The following is a 16812-nucleotide window of genomic DNA, read 5'->3' on the forward strand; positions in this document are numbered from 1 at the left end:
CGGAAAGGGTCGGCCGCGCGTCGTCGGTGACCGAGCCGCTGGCAATCTCGCCGGTAATCGCACCGACGTCGTCGGTCAGGGTGATGCTGTCGATGACCAGGCCTGAGGTCTGGTTATCCGGCGGCGTGCTGTCGCCGGGGCCGTCGATCACAACGCTGTTGCTGTTGCCCGCCTCGTCGGTGGCTTCCACCACGACGTCTTTGGCGTCCACGCCCGCCGGATTCGGCTGGATGCTCCAGTGACCATCCGCGTCCGCCACCGTGCTGGTCACGCTGTCGCTGACCGGATCGGTGATCACGATCACCGCGCCCGGCTCGGCGTTACCGGCCAGCTCGTCCTCGGTGTTGTTCGTGATTTCCGGAGCCGCCGTGCTGGTGTCAACGGTAAAGCTCCAGTCGCCGTCTGCCTGCGGGCCTTCGTTGCCCGCCGCGTCCACCGCCGCAACCGTCAGGTCGTGAGAGGTGCCGTCCGCCATATCCTGCTCCGGCGTCCAGCTCCACTTGCCGTCCGCGTCCACCGCTGCGCTGCCGACGAGCTCGCCGTTGTCATAGATATTGACGTGATCGATGTCGGCGGTTGCGTCGCCGGAAAGGGTCGGCCGCGCGTCGTCGGTGACCGAGCCGCTGGCAATCTCGCCGGTGATCGCACCGACGTCGTCCGTCAGGGTGACTGAGTCACTGACAATGCCGGAGTTGATGTTATCTGGAGGAGTTATGTCCGGTCGGGAACCGTTGGACGGCGGAGAGACATTACCCGCAGGATCGACAACCACGATAGTTACGTCGGTATCCCCTTCATGGACAGGGTTAGGCTGGATACTCCAGTCACCATTTTCATCAACTACAACCGTGGTGGTTTCACCGGTACTGCCATCGGAAATAACCACAGTTGAACCAGGTTCTGCTTTACCTGAGATTTGTTCATCATCATTGCTATTTATAACCGCCGCTTCTGGCGAAGAGGTGTCAGTAAACTCTTCAGTCAGGCTACCGCTATTGCCCGCACTATCAGTTACCGTAACAGTGACGGTGCCATTTGGTTGTGAAGTCGGTGCTTCCACATACCAGTTACCTTCACTGTCCGTCTGGGTCGTGATCTGGGTGCCATCAGGCAGTTGAATGACAACCTGTGAGTCAGGGCTATTCGATGTTCCGGAAAACTCTGGACGACCATCATTATCACTGTCCGCAACAGGATCAAGTGTCACCGATACACTCTTAGCGGAAGAGTCATGGCCACTGCTACCACGCCCGGACGCACCAATAGCAACGCCGCCTGCCGCGCCGCCCAGCAGCATAAAGGGCAACCAACCAAAATTGTTGTCACTGGCAGTCAGCGGATCGGCACTGGCATATCCTTCACCGCCTAATACCTGTTCACCGCTCTGACCTTCAGTTAAAGCTGGCGGATATTCAGCGACATCGCCGGAAGTCGGCACATATTCATAAAATTGACCGTTTTCGCCCAGCCCAATCAGATGAACGTTTTCATTATCATAATAATCTTCCAGCACAATATCAGGATGCTGAGAATCATCCTGGCTAAAGAAAAGCTGCAGATTATTGCCAACGCGCCTGGTTACAACCATTTGCGGAGCATGTCCTGTAGCGCTATCGATCAGTTCTATATTTAATGCACCCTGATGCGGAACTTTGATCGTTGTAGGATTTTCAGATTTTGTATCAACAGTGTATGAAGAGATAATACCCTTCACACCACGCAAGTTCACTTTCAACATAACAACCTTCTTAATTAACGAGGATTGATTAAATTCAATAGAAATAAGGCTTTCACAAACCCTTAATCTCTATATTCATATACTTAGAATAACCGTGATTTTATGACGAGATAATCTGCAATCCTGACATTGCTTCCAGCACAACTCTTGATTCTGGAGTCAGTGAACGGCATTATCAGAACTGATTAATAAAAAATATGGTGCCAGATTGCATCAATGCAGTGAGTATGCAGCGCCCTGAGCGTTACTGCTTTTATCAGCTATCTTCATAGCATTGCTCTGAGCATGACTACTGTCAGAATTTAATAGTGAAGAAGCCACCGGGTGATTCAACAGTTTTGACTCGCCCGCTTCAGAACAAGAACGTTCATTTACTACACGCGATAACGTACGTGATTGTGCTTTGAGACTGGTTAAAACAGATTCAGCTTCCTTTGCAGGCACCAGACGCGCCGTGATTTTCTGCTGATCATTTACCGCTAACTGATAGTAATAGCGCTCACCTGATTTCAGCTCTGGTGTGGATACTTCAATTTTTGCTGGCTGGACAAAATCATGCTGGCTGAACATAACGTCCAGTTTTTTCTGGCCAGGACACACACTAATTTCAGTCCCTCTATCACCTGACATTACGCTCGTATAGTATTGATTATTAACAAATACGTTAACGACGCGTTTTGATGCGGCAGGATTTTTTTCATCAATACGGTAGACAATAATGTGCGCACGCGGGTCGCGTATCTGCTCCGGCGCCTTGTCATTGTTGACCTCTTTAAACAACGATGGCGCAGGAACGTTCTGCGATGGCGCCGCCTCAACATAATTGCAGTACAGGTAGCCTGTAAGTAATAAAACCATACTCAGCATTGCTCCCTGCATAAATTTAAAGGGATTATTCGATGCTTTGCATGTTAAACGTGAATTATTTTCCATATAACTCTCCTTAAGGTGCTTAACCTTTATATTTAAAACACCTTATATCCGATGTTGAACAGGAACTGACAACTCCTTAAAAAATAAAAAATGGGAAATTTAAACAGCGCAGAAGGGTGAGCCTACGCCTCTGGATAACGTTAAATCTCATTTACATTGATAACTCCTTTGTAAAGTTCAAGCAACGAGACATCATTGATAAATGCATTAAATTCTTTATCTCCTTTCAGAGCGAACTTTCTCATCACATTATATTTATGTGCATAGATTGTTTTAACTGACAAATCTAACCTTTTTGCTGTCTGGATTACACTGTATCCTTTCTTCAAAAAACTAAGCACCTGAAGTTGCACCACGGTGATACGTGCAAATTCGCACCGTAAACAGTCTGAAGGCAGATATCCCATAACTCTTCCCTGAGTGTTTAACCAGGCCTTGGTTATTTTCTCAGTTATTAAACGTACCGAATCCCTTTTTGACACTTCAAGCAAAGATTGATAACAAAATGGTAACGGGTTTTTAATTTTCTCTCCGAAATCATCGGTAAATACCAATATGATACTGCCAGGCTTTCGCTCGCGATAAGCGGGTTGACACATATAAAGACGCCATTGCGAAACATTGATCAGGATGAAGTCAGCCTGCCGCAGGTTATGACTATCAAAACCTGATAAAAATTTTACTTCTGCATCAGACAGCAGTGCCTCCTCAATTACCTTTGATATGCCCAGTCTGAAGAAGTAATTGTCATCCGTACAAACCACATTAACATCCATTTTTTCCCTTCAGCATCACAAAATTCACGATGACAAATATTATATTCAGGTGAACTTACCGTTAATCAGTACCAATTCGCCTTTCTCTTTTAGTTCCTTGAGCACTCTGCAAATGGAACTTTTTGATAAATGAGAACTATTTTCAATAAGATATAGTGCTGAAAATCGTTTCTTTAAATGAGTCGGCAGTTTTTTCCATCTTTCAATCAAAGAAATAACTTCATCATATGAGTTACTTTTTGGTAACTGAATGTAATTCATCAGATCAGAATACTGTCCTGATAAAATAGACATTGCGTCATTAAAAAGATCTTTCTCAAAAACCAATCGCCAGAACACGTCATAGTCAATGAAACTGACTTTTCCATAATCGACTCGTTCCAGATAGACTGGCGGCTCGTCTAAAGCTGGAGTGACGCCGACAACAAACGGAGCGGATAAGATATTCAAAACCTTATTCTCGCCTTTAAGTTTAAGTAAAAAATCGCCGTCAAGAATGAACATAACGCGACGTACATGATCTTTAGTCAAATGATAACGGCGCTTGCCTCTTGAAATTTCATCTGGATTAGCAATCTGCGTAAATCCTGCTAATGCATCGATGATCCGTTCATGATTTTCAGTCACTCTATACATATTAATTAACTCAATCTAACTGACGCATTGGTCAGTGATTAGCAACAATTCGTAAAATCAGTTTTTATAGTCTCTTTCTCTTTCGCCTGGTGTACTCGCTTACCTGAGCTCGCCTCCATAACTCGGGCAGTTAAAAATAGTCTTTATCGGTTCCACTATAATAAAACCGACCCAACAAAATTCAAAACCGCAAATACAAATAAATAAAGACATTCAGGCTAATAAAAGAAAGAATAACCAGATCTTACACCATTAAAATGCTGTTTAGTTAGCACATAAATCTACTTTGTAGCACCTTACGGGCAGTGTTATAACTTTTTTCCTAAAAAAAGAATTTCCCATTACCATTTGAAAGATGATGTTATGAGCATGCTATTTTAAAAGCACGCATTTAAACACCTCTCTCAATTTTCCAGCATGGCTGAAAAGAAACAAATCAAATTGGCATCAATGTTAATGCTCCTTACTAAAGTTACGCTGTCAGGCAGCATTGCATGGAAGGAATTAAACCACGGCACCCATCGAACAGATACTTAAATTGATTATCTTTAAATATTTAGTTTTTTATCCTGACATATATGATTTAATTAGATTAAATCACCAGAAACTGGCAAATGGGATTTTTCCCTTTTTAATTCCACTTCTCAAATGACATCACATTCAGGCAAGTGAAATCATTAACTCATGACTTTATGCACAAGCTTATTCATAGATAAATCAGTTTCACTGAACCGCGTTCATGGCATGCGCTTCCCGGATGCCAGATAATTTTAAGCATCAGGCATAAGCAGTGCTGTTAATGGTTAAATCACGCATAAGAATAATGTACGCTCAAAAAATTCCAGAATACCAACAGCAGTTAATATTATGTAAAAATATAATAGCCATATCCTTGCTTACGATAACAAAAGAAGAATTATGGATGTTTTACTATTTCATTTTTTATGACCACCCATTCTAATAGCGCCGTTCGCTAGAAGCGGCATAAATAATAATATTGAAAAAATGATACATGGAGATATCGATGAGAGAGTTAACATCTTTTGAAATGCAAAACGTTTCAGGAGCAGGTTTTTTTGACTTTATTGGCGCTGTAGTTGTCGGTGCCGTTACGGGTATTAGTTCTTTTGGTCTTAAATGGGGAATGAGTGGCGGAAGCACCGGTGGCGTGTTAGGCGTTGGTATTGTCTCTGCCGGTGTAGGTCTGATTGTCGGCGCAGTCCTTGGTCTTGTTGATGGTGCTTTATATGGTGCTATGAATGGCTGGGATAGCACGGCAGGCTGGTTTAACGCGGTCGTTGAAAACCAGTTTGATCCTAATGCATCTGTAATTACAGCTTAAGGAAACAACATGCGTGAATTGAACAATAAAGAAATCGAAGGCGTTAGCGGTGGTTCATTAACTTCGGTGATCCTGGATTTCTTTAAGCAGCTAGGCGCAAGCTCAGAAGAGAAAACTGAATGGACGCGCCCAGACTCAATTCCAGCAGCGAACCCGGTTAGTGGGTCTGCCTTTGGCATGGGTATTGTTGGTGTCGCAGCAGCAGTCGTATTTGGATTGCTGATTTTCTAATTCTCTTGTGAGGAATGAATCCTCCAGGGAAGTGAACGATTATTAAATCGTTCATTAATTGATGTTATTAATTATTTTATACAAAGGAAAGTATATGAAAAAGTTATCTATGGTTGCTCTTGGTCTGATGCTGGCTGCTGCTCACGTTAATGCTGCTGAAGCTTCAGATGGCACCATTAACTTCACAGGAAATATTGCGTCTCAGACTTGTACTGTAAGCGTAAACGGCGGCGGCAGCACTGCAACCGTTACACTGCCTAAAGTAGCAAGTAGTATTTTAAGCACATCTGGTCAGACTGCAGGTAACACTCGCTTCACTATGGCGCTGAGCAATTGCTCAGCTACGACTGGTGACGTGTACGCTTACTTTGAACAAGGTGCCAACGTCAATGCTGATGGTCGTTTGACCAATACTGGTACTGCAACGAATGTTGACCTGCAGCTGCTGGATAGCGGAAATGGCGTGTTGAACGCGGGTAGCACTGAGCAGACCACCTCTCCAAAAACTGTCGCTCTGACTGCTGGTGCAGGTACTCTGACCTATTCTGCTCAGTACTATGCAACTGGTGCAGCTACTGCTGGTACCGTCTTATCAGCTGTGAACTATTCAATCAATTACCTGTAATTGATTATGGTGGGAGCATCTGTTCCCACCTCCCTTCCTCTATCATCATTTCTGTCAAAATCATGAAAAAAAAAAGTTTTAAATTTTTGATCTCCTGTCTGCTGGCTTTTACGGTGACCTCATCGGCTTTTGCCAGCGTGACGATTATCGGCACCCGGGTAATCTACCCCGCAACAGAAAAAGAAGTCACAGTCCGCTTAGATAACCATGGCAATCAACCTGCGCTGGTACAGGCCTGGATTGACAATGGAAATCCTGATGAAGCACTGGATAAAATAAACGTACCGTTTGTCTTGCTACCGCCTGTTTTCCGTATGGAGGCTAACAAAGGACAGACATTACGTATCGTTTATACCGGTTCAAACCTGCCCAAAGATAAAGAGTCGGTATTCTGGCTTAACGTACTCGACATCCCTCCTCGCGATAAAAGCCTTGCGAATCAAAATCAGTTGCAAATGGCTATTCGTAGCCGCATCAAAATTTTCTTTCGCCCAGCCCGGTTCGATGCGATGCAAGCAACAGAAGCAGCGTCGGGTCTTATCTGGCATCAAGGGGAGAAAGCGAATCAGCTGACAGCAACCAATACCTCTTCGTTTTACGTCAACGTTTCACAGATCAATGCCGAGGATAACGCGGGGCGAAAAGTAGTCAGTGAAAAGGGAGATATGCTTGCACCAGGCGAAACAAAAAGCTTCTCCCTAAAAGGATTGAACGCAAATCAAATAAAAACAAACTTTCATTATCAATATCTGGATGATTATGGCGCTGCACGCAATGTAGACGCCAAAATTAGTCAGTAACTTTGGTAACTCATCAGGGGTAATAATGATGGCAAGGATGATTAAAAATAATAAACCAACGGCAAAAATATTTTACCGATCTTTTCTGGCGCTTTTTTTAACTGCATCAACAGGCGCCGCATTTGCAGAAAATTCGTATGATTTTGACGAATCATTTGTGAAGAATTTACCGGGCGTTAAAGTTGATGTGGCCCGCTATGCAACCGGTAACCCTATTGATCCTGGTACTTATACGCTGGATATTTTCCTGAATGGTCGTCAGATTGGTCGGGAAAATGTTCAGGTCATTCGTGAAGGGGCGGGTACCAAAGCGTGCCTTTCCTATGATCTGGTCAAAAGCTTGTCACTTAAGGACACAGTTTTTAGCCCGGGACAAGCTGAAGATTTGCGCTCTGGTAAACAGTGTATGGCGCTGGAGGAGGTAGTTAAAGAGAGTCATGCAGCTATCAATTCTGCCGATCTGCAGATGGATATCTCAATTCCGCAAATTTATCTGTTGCGATCTGCGCGCGGCTACGTTGCGCCAGAATTCTGGGATAAGGGTGAAACAGCACTTACGCTAACCTATAACACCAACTATTATCGCTCTGTAAATCACGGTCAGCCATATGACTCATTTTATGGCCGTGCACTGGCGGGTTTTAACCTTGGCGGATGGATGTTCCGTCACGATGGTTCTCTCAGCTGGCAACGTCAAAAAAACAACGAGTATCATCATTACGATGCAATTAATACCTATGTCCAGCGTGATATTCCGCAAATAAAATCACGGCTGTTATTAGGTGAAGGCAATACCAGTGGCGAAATTTTCGATACGCTTTCTTTTCGTGGTGCGCAAATATCTACAGTTGACCAGATGTGGCCAGACTCTCAGCGAGGCTATGCACCAGAAATCCGCGGCGTAGCCCGAACCAACGCTCAGGTAACTGTATCGCAAAATGGCAACAAAATTTATGAAACGACGGTTTCACCAGGCCCTTTTAATATCACCGATCTTTATCCTACAGGCTACGGTGGTGATTTAGACGTGACCGTGAAAGAAGCTGACGGCGGTGAGACCCGTTTCTCAGTTCCTTACGCAGCGATGACGCGTCTGAAACGTCCGGGCATGACTTTTTATAGTCTGACCGGTGGTGTATCCCGAAAAGACAATATGGTTTATACACCTTCGGTCTATCAGGGCACTATTCAGCATGGTTTTAGCAATAGTCTGACCGGTTACTCAGGTATTCTGGGATCAGATAACTACACCTCTGTGCTGTTGGGAGGTGCATTTGGTTTACCTGTTGGTGCGATCTCACTGGATATTACTGGGGCTCAGACAAAATATGGTGATGAGAAAAAGCAAGGTGTAAGTTATCGGGCAACTTATAGTAAGAAGGTTTCTCAGACTAACACGAATTTTACTCTGGCGGCTTACCGCTTCTCATCATCCGGTTATTACAGCTTTGATAATGCATTACAAATCAATAACTATTATAAAAAAAATCATAAAAACAGTTCGTCAAATTATCTTTCGCGCCCCAAACAACGTTTTTCTATGACGGCAAGCCAAAATTTTGGGGAGTCATATGGGAATATCTATCTTACTGGTTTTGTTCAGAATTACTGGGATTCTGCCGGAACAAATACGCAATTTCAGCTGGGTTACAATAATACAATTGGTCGGGTCTCCTATACTTTATCAGCAAACCGATTATTATATTCAACCGGCGGGCATGACACTCAACTGTCACTCGACTTCTCGGTGCCAATTGGCAGCGATAGTCAAAGTTATGTAACCGGAAGTGCGACACATAATAAACAAGGTGTGAATGCACAAACAGCAGTTAATGGTGTTCTGGGTGAACATGACCAATATAACTATAACGTTGGAATAGCGCGCGATACTGATAATGAGAAGTCCGGTTCAGTTAGTGGGCAGTACCGTTCGCCCTACAGTATGCTGACGGCGTCTTATACTAAAGGGGAAAACTATTATTCTGCCTCGGGTGGTATCAGCGGTGCGGTAGTCGCTTTACCTGATAGCATTAATTTCAGCGCTTATCAGTCTACGACTTATGCTGTTGTTACCGCAGAAGATGCAGAGGGCGCGCGTGTACTCGGCTATCCCAATATTGTGTTAAACGGCAGCGGCAAAGCTATTGTGCCAAACCTTAACCCGTACCGGATAAACGAACTGGCCATCGACCCAAAAGGAATTCCACTGGATGTTGAGCTTGAATCAACTCAGCAGCGCGTTATTCCTGTTGAGGGTGCAGTCGTCAGACTTGATTATAAAACCAGCAAAGGAAAGCCACTGTTAATTCGGGCTAATCAGCCGAACGGAAATGCCTTGCCATTTGGTGCAACGGTTAATGATGAAGACGGTAACCTTATCACCACTGTTTCACAGGGTGGTCAGATTTATGTGAGGTTAAATAAAGATGTCAGCCGCCTGCATATTTCCTGGGGTAAAGCAGCCAGTGATAAGTGTCTGGTTAACCTGGAGTCCGGTATTGTTAATTCCAGTGAAAACAACACCCTTGCAAGGCTCACAACAACATGCAGCAGCGATCAATCAAAACCTGTTCGCTACGTGTCTAACGGCGAAATGAACAAAGATAATCAGGGTTAATCGGGTGACATTATGATGTTTATTAACTTTAGAAGGACACTGACCAGAATAGTCAGCATCATGATTATGGTATCTGGTTTCGTCATGCTAGCACCAATTAATGCGAACGCGGCAGATGATGTCACACTGACGTGCAAAAAATCTCTTTCTGATGCGGTATTAGATTTCCGCTCACTGGGGATAAATATTTCGGCAGCTGTTCCGGTGGGCACGGTCGTTTATAGTGGCAATTTAACAGTCACGTTCAAATGTGCCCTGGATAATCTGCAACAGTTTTTTGATGGTTTAACGGGAGAAGTGTACTTAAAGCGTAAAACAATTGCTGAAGATGCACTCGGTTATGGCTTAACCATTTATACCGGTTACGGTGGTGAAATGTCCACCGACGCTGCCAATATTCCTACCGGCAACAAGATCGCTACTTACGCGTTAACCAGTGGCGGTACAGTCGGTGCTTATACTGATGTCACATTGAATGTGCCTTTTCAGATTGTGCGGACGTCAAACTCGATGGCTGGCCCCAATTTGCTTCCGGACTATGTCAACGTATTTGATGTAGGCTCATTGGTACCAGGAAATGACCTGAAACTTTATGTCAGATATATTAAAAGCGGCATCACTGTGAGGGATCAAACCTGCTCAGCAGCAGGCGATGTTAACCCGAGGGTGTCATTAGGGAGTTACACAGCGAATACCAGCAGTGGGTTGGGTTCCGGTATTGGACAAACCAGCCCATCTACCGCTTTTAATCTTCAGCTTAACTGTGAGGCACTTCTTTCAGGTACCTTTGACGTTATGATGCAGTTGGATGGGGATGCGGCTGATGGGCTATCGGATGTCGGCGTAGTTTCTCTGAACTCGACCTCAACTGCCAGCGGAGTGGGTGTTCAGATTCTGAATGAAAGTCAGCAACCTGTTGCACTGGCAGCACCATACAGAGTTGCAGCTTATCCACTGTCGTCAGCATTGATAACAGTGCCCTTATATGCACGTTATTACCAGACTGCTGCCACAATAACCCCTGGTAGTGCTAACGCAGTTGCTACCTATACCATTAGTTATCAGTAACCATATGGGCTCTTCGGAGCCCTTTACCAGACTTTATAAACTGAGAAAGGATTTTATCAGTGGATAGGCCATTAAAAGGAAGGAGGTTTAAAGTTGGTGTCTCTGATGAGAGTCCTTTTATTTTTTATTCAATACAAAAAATACTCTCAACCGGATTTCACAACCTGGACATTGCAGCATACCCGGTAGAAGCAGAAAATCTTTTTGTAAAACTGAATAGCGATCCTCCTGATATATTAATTACTGATTTTTGCTTTAACTTTGAACGTAATGATTTGAACGGCGTTAGAAAGCTAGAAGAAATTTACAACCATAATGCTAACCTTAAAATCATTATCTTTACGGCACAGAATAGCCCGGCCATTTTGAAAAGAATATTGCAAATTCCGGTAAATGCAATAGTGAGCAAACGTGATGATATACGGGATCTGGTAGAAGCTTTGCACTGGGTTTGCTCATCGAATTCTGAAATATTTTATTCAGAAAAGATGAAAGATCTGGCGCATTCTGCTTCAGAGGAGCCCGCACAGACTCTTTTATCACCCGCAGAAGTTGAAGTAATCAGACTTTTTGCTATCGGGTACAGTTTAATGGAGATAGCTAAAGCACGTAAACGTAGTATCAGTACGGTTGCAACGCAGAAATATAACGCCATGCGTAAACTTCAGCTGCAGTCTAATACTGATTTGATTAAATATGTCTTTGCCCAGCAACTCATTTAATTTCGGGCTTAATTTTTAAGAAACAGCGAGCATCATGAAATTTTATAATTTTAAAATTGCATTTATTGTACTGTCCTGCGTGCCATTTGGATCTTATGCGACCAGCTTACAGCAGGCTGCCCGAGCCGCATTAACCTATGACTCTGCATTGCAATCCAGCCAGATGACCAGTGAAGCCGATCAGCAAAAATACTGGCAGGGTATGGCCGGAATGTTGCCCACATTGACGCTCGAAGGAAACTGGGATCGTCAGGAACAGCCGGATAAAAAATATCAAAGTGGTGTAACAAATCACAGTTACGATCTCAGTGTCAGACAACCCCTGTTTGATATGAGTAAATATGCTGGCTGGCGTAAAGGCGTTGCTATTGCCAATACCGCTGAAGCCCAGTCAAAAAAAGCTGAAGAAAAGTTATTAAATGCGATCAGTAATGCCTACTTTTCGGTGCTCTATCAGCAGGAAGTTTTACAGGCTGCGAAAGCTGCCAGTCACAACTTCAAACAACAGCAGCAAAAACTGCAGGCCGGTATTCTGAATGGACAAAACACTCGTACAGAGCTGGATGAAGCTAAGGCCAATTACGCTCTTGCTCAGGCCAAAGAAATAGAGGCGAGTAGTCAGTTATTGCTGGCTGGAGAAGCATTTCGTCGCTTATCGGGTGTCAGCCCGGACACTGTCGAGCCGGTAAACTTTCAGTGCCTTAACGCTTCGCCCTACGCTTCTTTAACTGATGCGATTAATGCCAGCCAGCAACGTAACACTGAAATCAAAATTGCCCTGTTTCAGAATGATCAGGCCGATGCTGATGTATTGGCTGCAGATGGCGCACATATGCCTGTCGTGTCACTTTACGCCAGATATGGCAAAAACTGGAGCCGTAACGATAACGACGATAATTTACTTTATGATGCTATTTTTGGCACTAACTCTAAAAGTAATAATCTGCAGTATGGCGTTAACGTTTCTATTCCATTATTCGCGGGTGGCAGCCAGATTTCACAATCTTATGAAGCAGCCTATCGCCGTCAGGCAGCGAAATATTCCACCATGGAAGCACAACGCAAAGCGGCTACAGATACACGTTCAGCATGGCTTAGTCTTACGAATGGAAAAGCGTTAATCAACGCGCAGAAAAATGCCGTCGAGTCTTCACGCGAAAAAGTGGTGTCTGTTCAATATGGCCGGGAAATGGGTTTCCGTACGGTAAATGATGAGCTTGATGCTCAGCAAAAATATTTTAGCGCACTTAAAGATCAGGCTGAAGCTCGCTTCAATTACCTGAACGCCCTCATTAATCTGGCACAAAGTACCGGATCACTATCAATCGACATGCTGAATTTTTTTCAGTGCCGTTAATCCCTTACTCATGATGATTATATAAATGGAACAGTCACTATTCCGTCAGGAGGCACTTGATGCAGCCAACCGTGGAAACCTGGGTATTGTGGCGCTCTATTGCCCACCTTATCGCTGGTTAGTTATTTCCGTTGTAGTGCTGATCACTGCCGCGACAGCGCTTTTTTTTATATTTGGCAGCTATACAAAATATGAATCCTCTACCGGAGAACTGCTGCCTAAAAATGGCATGCTGATCATTCCGCCCCCCGTAAGCGCTACGGTGGTCGATATTCCGGTAAAAGAGGGCCAGCATGTTGAAAAAGACGATGTGCTTATGGTGTTGTCATCAGAGGTTTCAACACAGTTAGGTCAGACTCGTCAGGTTATTGCCGAGAATCTGAAAGGCCAGCGTGAAAGGCTTCAGCAGGATCTGGTGACGCTTGAAAAGCTTCATCAGGTTGAAATGAAGGGCCTGACCGACGCTATCGCCAGTCTGAAACTGCAGCAGGAGCAGTTGAAGCTGCAACTGACACACCGTCGGAAACAGGTTTCCCTGGCGAAAATGCAGTTGGACAAGCTGGAAGCCATGCACAACGAAGGGTATGCCTCAAGCCGTCAGATGGAAGAGCAGGAGTCTAATCTGCTCGATAGCCAGGCGCGCTACCAGGAATATCAACGTCAGCTGTTGGACATCTCGCAAAAAATTGTTCAGACCGAGCAACAGCTGCATGAAAAACCGCTGGATGACGAGAAAAAGCGTAACGATATCGAGCGCCAACTGGCTGATAACCGTCAGTCGATGGCTGAAAATGAAGCGCGCCGCTCGTTTGAATTACGTGCGCCTAAAAGCGGGTATGTCGGCATGATTATGGTCAAAAATGGACAGATGCTCACCGCCGGTCAGTCAGCCATAGCAGTTTTGCCAAGCAATACTGAACTGGTCGCCCGCATCATGGTAAACACGCAGTCCATTGGTTTTATCCAACCGGGACAGCGGGTGGTGCTGCGCTATAAAGCGTTTCCTTATCAAAAGTTTGGTCAACAGTATGGAAAAGTTATCGAGGTTTCACGCACCGCTCTGTCTCCTCAGGAAGTCACTACGTTAACCGGCAAAAACAATATTCAGGAACAGCAGTACCGCGTGCTGGTCTCCCTGGACAAACAATCAATTACTGCTTATGCGCAGAATGAAAAACTCAAGCCGGGTATGGCGCTGGATGCCGATTTTATCGTCGACAAACGTCGTCTTTATGAATGGGTGCTGGAGCCAATTTTTGCGCTTGGACACAAAATCTCTCTCTGATTAAAAGGTCTGTTCTGTGTTGTTATTAGAGAAACTCAATTTTAAATGGTTTAACCGCCTGCCGATGATTCGTCAGTCACAGGCGACGGAATGTGGTCTTGCTTGTCTGGGGATGATTGCCAATTATCACGGTCATGAAATCGACATGATCACCCTGCGTCGCAGGTTCGCAACGTCGCTTAAGGGTGCAACACTTAGTGATGTCATTGCCATGGCACAACAACTCAATATGAGTTCCCGTGCGTTACGCGTTGATATGGAAGAGCTGTCTAAATTACGCATGCCCTGCATTCTGCACTGGGAATTGAACCATTTCGTTGTGCTAAAAAAAGTGCGCGGCAATAAGATCACGCTTCACGATCCTGCACGCGGCATTCGGGAACTGACATTTAAAGAAGCATCACCGGCGTTCACCGGCGTTGCACTGGAGCTGGTTCCCTCCTCCACTTTTGAGGTCAAAAAAGAAAAAGAAAGCATCTCGATGATGAAGCTGGTGGGCAGTGTGACAGGGGTGAAATCTGCCTTTGCCCAGGTGCTTATCCTGTCCATCGCTCTGGAGCTTTTCGGCGTACTCTCCCCCTTCTTTATGCAGTGGGTGATGGATATGGTGCTGGTCTCCGCAGATTACTCACTACTCTCCTTGCTCGGGATCGGCTTTATCATGATTGCGTTGTTTCAGACCATGATTACAGCGCTGCGCTCATGGGTGATGAGCTGGTTCTCAAGCCAGCTCAGCGTGCAGTGGACGGTCAATGTCTGTCACCATATGTTAAAGCTGCCACTTGAATGGTTCGAATCCCGTCACGTTGGTGACATTCTGTCCCGCTATGGCTCGCTGAACACCATCCAAAGTACGCTGACCAGCCGCTTCATTAGTACTGTGCTGGATGGGGTAATGTCGATCGTGACAGTAGTGATGCTGTTTATCTATAACGCTAAGCTTGCCTGGCTGGTAATTGGCCTTTTTGTCGCCTATGCACTGTTACGCTTCATGGCTTATGATCCTGTTCGCCGCGCCAACGAAGAGCAAATCATCAGTTCAGCCCGCACGCAATCTTCATTACTGGAAACGCTTCGCGGTATCCAGGCGGTAAAAACCAATAACAAGCAGGTGCCTCGTCTCTCCGCCTACATGAATTTCCTGGTGGATACGACCAACAAAGGCATTGTGATTCAGAAGCTTAACATTTTGTTTGGTTCCGCCCAGGGATTGCTCACTTCTGTAGGCAGGGTCGTACTGGTCTGGCTGGCTGCGCTGCAAGTACTGGATGGCAACTTCTCTGCAGGTATGCTTACCGCCTTTATTAGCTTCTCCGATCAGTTTATGAGCCGCGGTGCAGGTCTGATCAACGCCGTAATCGACTTCAGAATGCTGCGTATGCATGGTGAACGACTGGCCGATATCGTGTTGTCAGAAACTGAAGTCAGCTCAGAAGCCAGTCCGGTACTGGTGAGTAAAGATACGCATGATGAGACAGAAACGCCGCAGGATATCAAACTAACGGATATCCGCTTCCGCTATGCACCTACCGAACCCTGGGTAGTAAATGGTGCCAGTCTGGAAATTAAGGCTGGCGAAAGCGTTGCGATTGTCGGCCCTTCAGGTCAGGGAAAGACCACCATGGCCAAAATCATTCTGGGTCTGCTGCACCCGGAAGGTGGAACAATCACCGTGGGCGGAATGGACATTACCCAGACAGGACTTGAACACCATCGTAACCGCATCGGCTGTGTTATGCAGGATGACATCCTGTTCTCAGGCTCGATCAGTGAAAATATTAGCTTCTTTGATAATAATCCTGACCACGCAAAAATTACCCGTGTAGCACGCCTGGCGCAAATTCACGGCGATATCATGAAAATGCCGATGAACTATCAAAGCCTTGTCGGTGATATGGGATCGTTTCTCTCTGGCGGGCAGCTGCAGCGTATTCTGCTAGCTCGCGCCCTCTACCGCGAACCAAAAATACTGGTACTGGACGAAGCAACCAGTCATCTGGATATCTATAACGAAGCACAGATCAACAATGCAATAAAGCAAATGAAAATCACCCGAATCATGATTGCACATCGCCCGGAAACCATAAGAAGTGCAGATAAAATCGTCCTGTTAAATAACTGTACACTCAGTGAAGTTACCGCAGAGCAGTTATTTGGCCAGACAGAAAAAACTAAAGAAATGGAGATTACACATGGATAAAAATATTTGTCGGTTTAGCGAAGGTATGATTACTTTACCGGAAGGCTACTGCGAGCGAACCCTGAACACGCTGGCGGATCCCCGTTCAGCGATGCCACCCGTCACTATTTCTCGTGATAAACTGGCCAATCACAACAATCCAGAAGAATATATCAGCAGCCAGCTTGCTATTCTGCAGAGACAAATGAAAGACTGGCAACAGCAGGCAAATCAACCCGTGGTGTTGGGCAATAATCTGAGCACAGGCATCATGATTACTTATGATTTTCTGCGCCCGGATAATATCCGGCTTTATCAAAAGCAGGCGATTTTCACCTTAAACCTGGAGGATGTATTAATTTTCTCTTTGTCAAAGGCTGCCCCCCTGACCGATGAAGAAATTCAGCTGTTTAATAATATCCTGAAGAGTTTCCAGAGCTGGCCCTGATACTTTTCCTCAGCAAAGCCTGACGACATAACGTTAAAAGAAAAACCGGGCAGGA

At 45.2% G+C, this 16812-nt stretch carries 15 protein-coding genes; 11 read left to right on the plus strand and 4 right to left on the minus strand.

Translation table 11 applies throughout. The features are described from left to right. From ACK13D_RS17015 to ACK13D_RS17030, 4 genes are all read right to left on the minus strand, one after another. On the minus strand, nt 1-1588 hold a 1588-nt coding region (locus tag ACK13D_RS17015), incomplete at its 3' end, for an Ig-like domain-containing protein (RefSeq protein WP_418796921.1). 363 nt (nt 1589-1951) lie between these two features. Then, nucleotides 1952-2671 carry a hypothetical protein gene (locus tag ACK13D_RS17020; RefSeq protein ID WP_163641623.1) on the minus strand — a complete coding sequence of 240 codons (720 nt, stop codon included), beginning with the start codon at nt 2669-2671 and terminating at the stop codon, nt 1952-1954. 140 nt (nt 2672-2811) lie between these two features. Next, complete coding sequence (locus ACK13D_RS17025) at nt 2812-3447, minus strand: helix-turn-helix transcriptional regulator (protein ID WP_010256756.1); 636 nt, start codon at nt 3445-3447, stop codon at nt 2812-2814. 45 nt (nt 3448-3492) lie between these two features. Next, nucleotides 3493-4083, minus strand: coding sequence for a helix-turn-helix domain-containing protein (locus tag ACK13D_RS17030; protein WP_061703032.1), 591 nt, complete (start codon nt 4081-4083; stop codon nt 3493-3495). Nucleotides 4084-5107: 1024 nt separating this feature from the next. Here ACK13D_RS17030 and ACK13D_RS17035 point away from each other — a divergent pair. The 11 genes from ACK13D_RS17035 to ACK13D_RS17085 all read left to right on the plus strand — a co-directional run bounded on the left by ACK13D_RS17035 (nt 5108) and on the right by ACK13D_RS17085 (nt 16757). Then, entirely contained in the window at nt 5108-5425 is a 318-nt protein-coding gene (locus ACK13D_RS17035) for a hypothetical protein (RefSeq protein ID WP_010256762.1), read from the plus strand. Nucleotides 5426-5434: 9 nt separating this feature from the next. After that, nucleotides 5435-5656: a hypothetical protein gene (locus ACK13D_RS17040; RefSeq protein ID WP_010256766.1), complete on the plus strand. Its 222-nt coding sequence runs from the start codon at nt 5435-5437 to the stop codon at nt 5654-5656. A 94-nt stretch (nt 5657-5750) separates the two neighbouring features. Further along, nucleotides 5751-6281: a fimbrial protein gene (locus ACK13D_RS17045; protein WP_010256772.1), complete on the plus strand. Its 531-nt coding sequence runs from the start codon at nt 5751-5753 to the stop codon at nt 6279-6281. Between the two features lie 62 nt (nt 6282-6343). Continuing rightward, nucleotides 6344-7081: a fimbrial biogenesis chaperone gene (locus ACK13D_RS17050; protein ID WP_236352543.1), complete on the plus strand. Its 738-nt coding sequence runs from the start codon at nt 6344-6346 to the stop codon at nt 7079-7081. A 25-nt stretch (nt 7082-7106) separates the two neighbouring features. Beyond that, nucleotides 7107-9698: a fimbria/pilus outer membrane usher protein gene (locus tag ACK13D_RS17055; protein ID WP_236352542.1), complete on the plus strand. Its 2592-nt coding sequence runs from the start codon at nt 7107-7109 to the stop codon at nt 9696-9698. A 12-nt stretch (nt 9699-9710) separates the two neighbouring features. Further along, a complete protein-coding gene (locus tag ACK13D_RS17060) occupies nt 9711-10766 on the plus strand; it encodes a fimbrial protein (protein WP_010256778.1) in 1056 nt (351 codons plus the stop codon). A 59-nt stretch (nt 10767-10825) separates the two neighbouring features. Next, nucleotides 10826-11488 (plus strand): response regulator transcription factor, encoded by a 663-nt coding sequence (locus tag ACK13D_RS17065; protein WP_010256781.1) that lies wholly within the window; start codon nt 10826-10828, stop codon nt 11486-11488. Between the two features lie 34 nt (nt 11489-11522). Next, on the plus strand, nt 11523-12845 hold the full coding sequence (locus ACK13D_RS17070) for a TolC family outer membrane protein (RefSeq protein ID WP_010256785.1): 1323 nt from the start codon (nt 11523-11525) through the stop codon (nt 12843-12845). 25 nt (nt 12846-12870) lie between these two features. After that, nucleotides 12871-14130 (plus strand): HlyD family secretion protein, encoded by a 1260-nt coding sequence (locus ACK13D_RS17075; protein WP_010256789.1) that lies wholly within the window; start codon nt 12871-12873, stop codon nt 14128-14130. 16 nt (nt 14131-14146) lie between these two features. Next, nucleotides 14147-16330: a peptidase domain-containing ABC transporter gene (locus ACK13D_RS17080; RefSeq protein WP_418796925.1), complete on the plus strand. Its 2184-nt coding sequence runs from the start codon at nt 14147-14149 to the stop codon at nt 16328-16330. After that, a complete protein-coding gene (locus ACK13D_RS17085; protein WP_264367552.1) occupies nt 16323-16757 on the plus strand; it encodes a DUF1795 domain-containing protein in 435 nt (144 codons plus the stop codon). Before ACK13D_RS17080 ends, ACK13D_RS17085 begins: the two co-directional genes overlap by 8 nt. Nucleotides 16758-16812: the final 55 nt, after the last annotated feature.

It is taken from the genome of Pantoea sp. K16, from assembly GCF_048452805.1.
GTDB classification, from domain to species: Bacteria; Pseudomonadota; Gammaproteobacteria; order Enterobacterales; family Enterobacteriaceae; genus Pantoea; species Pantoea agglomerans.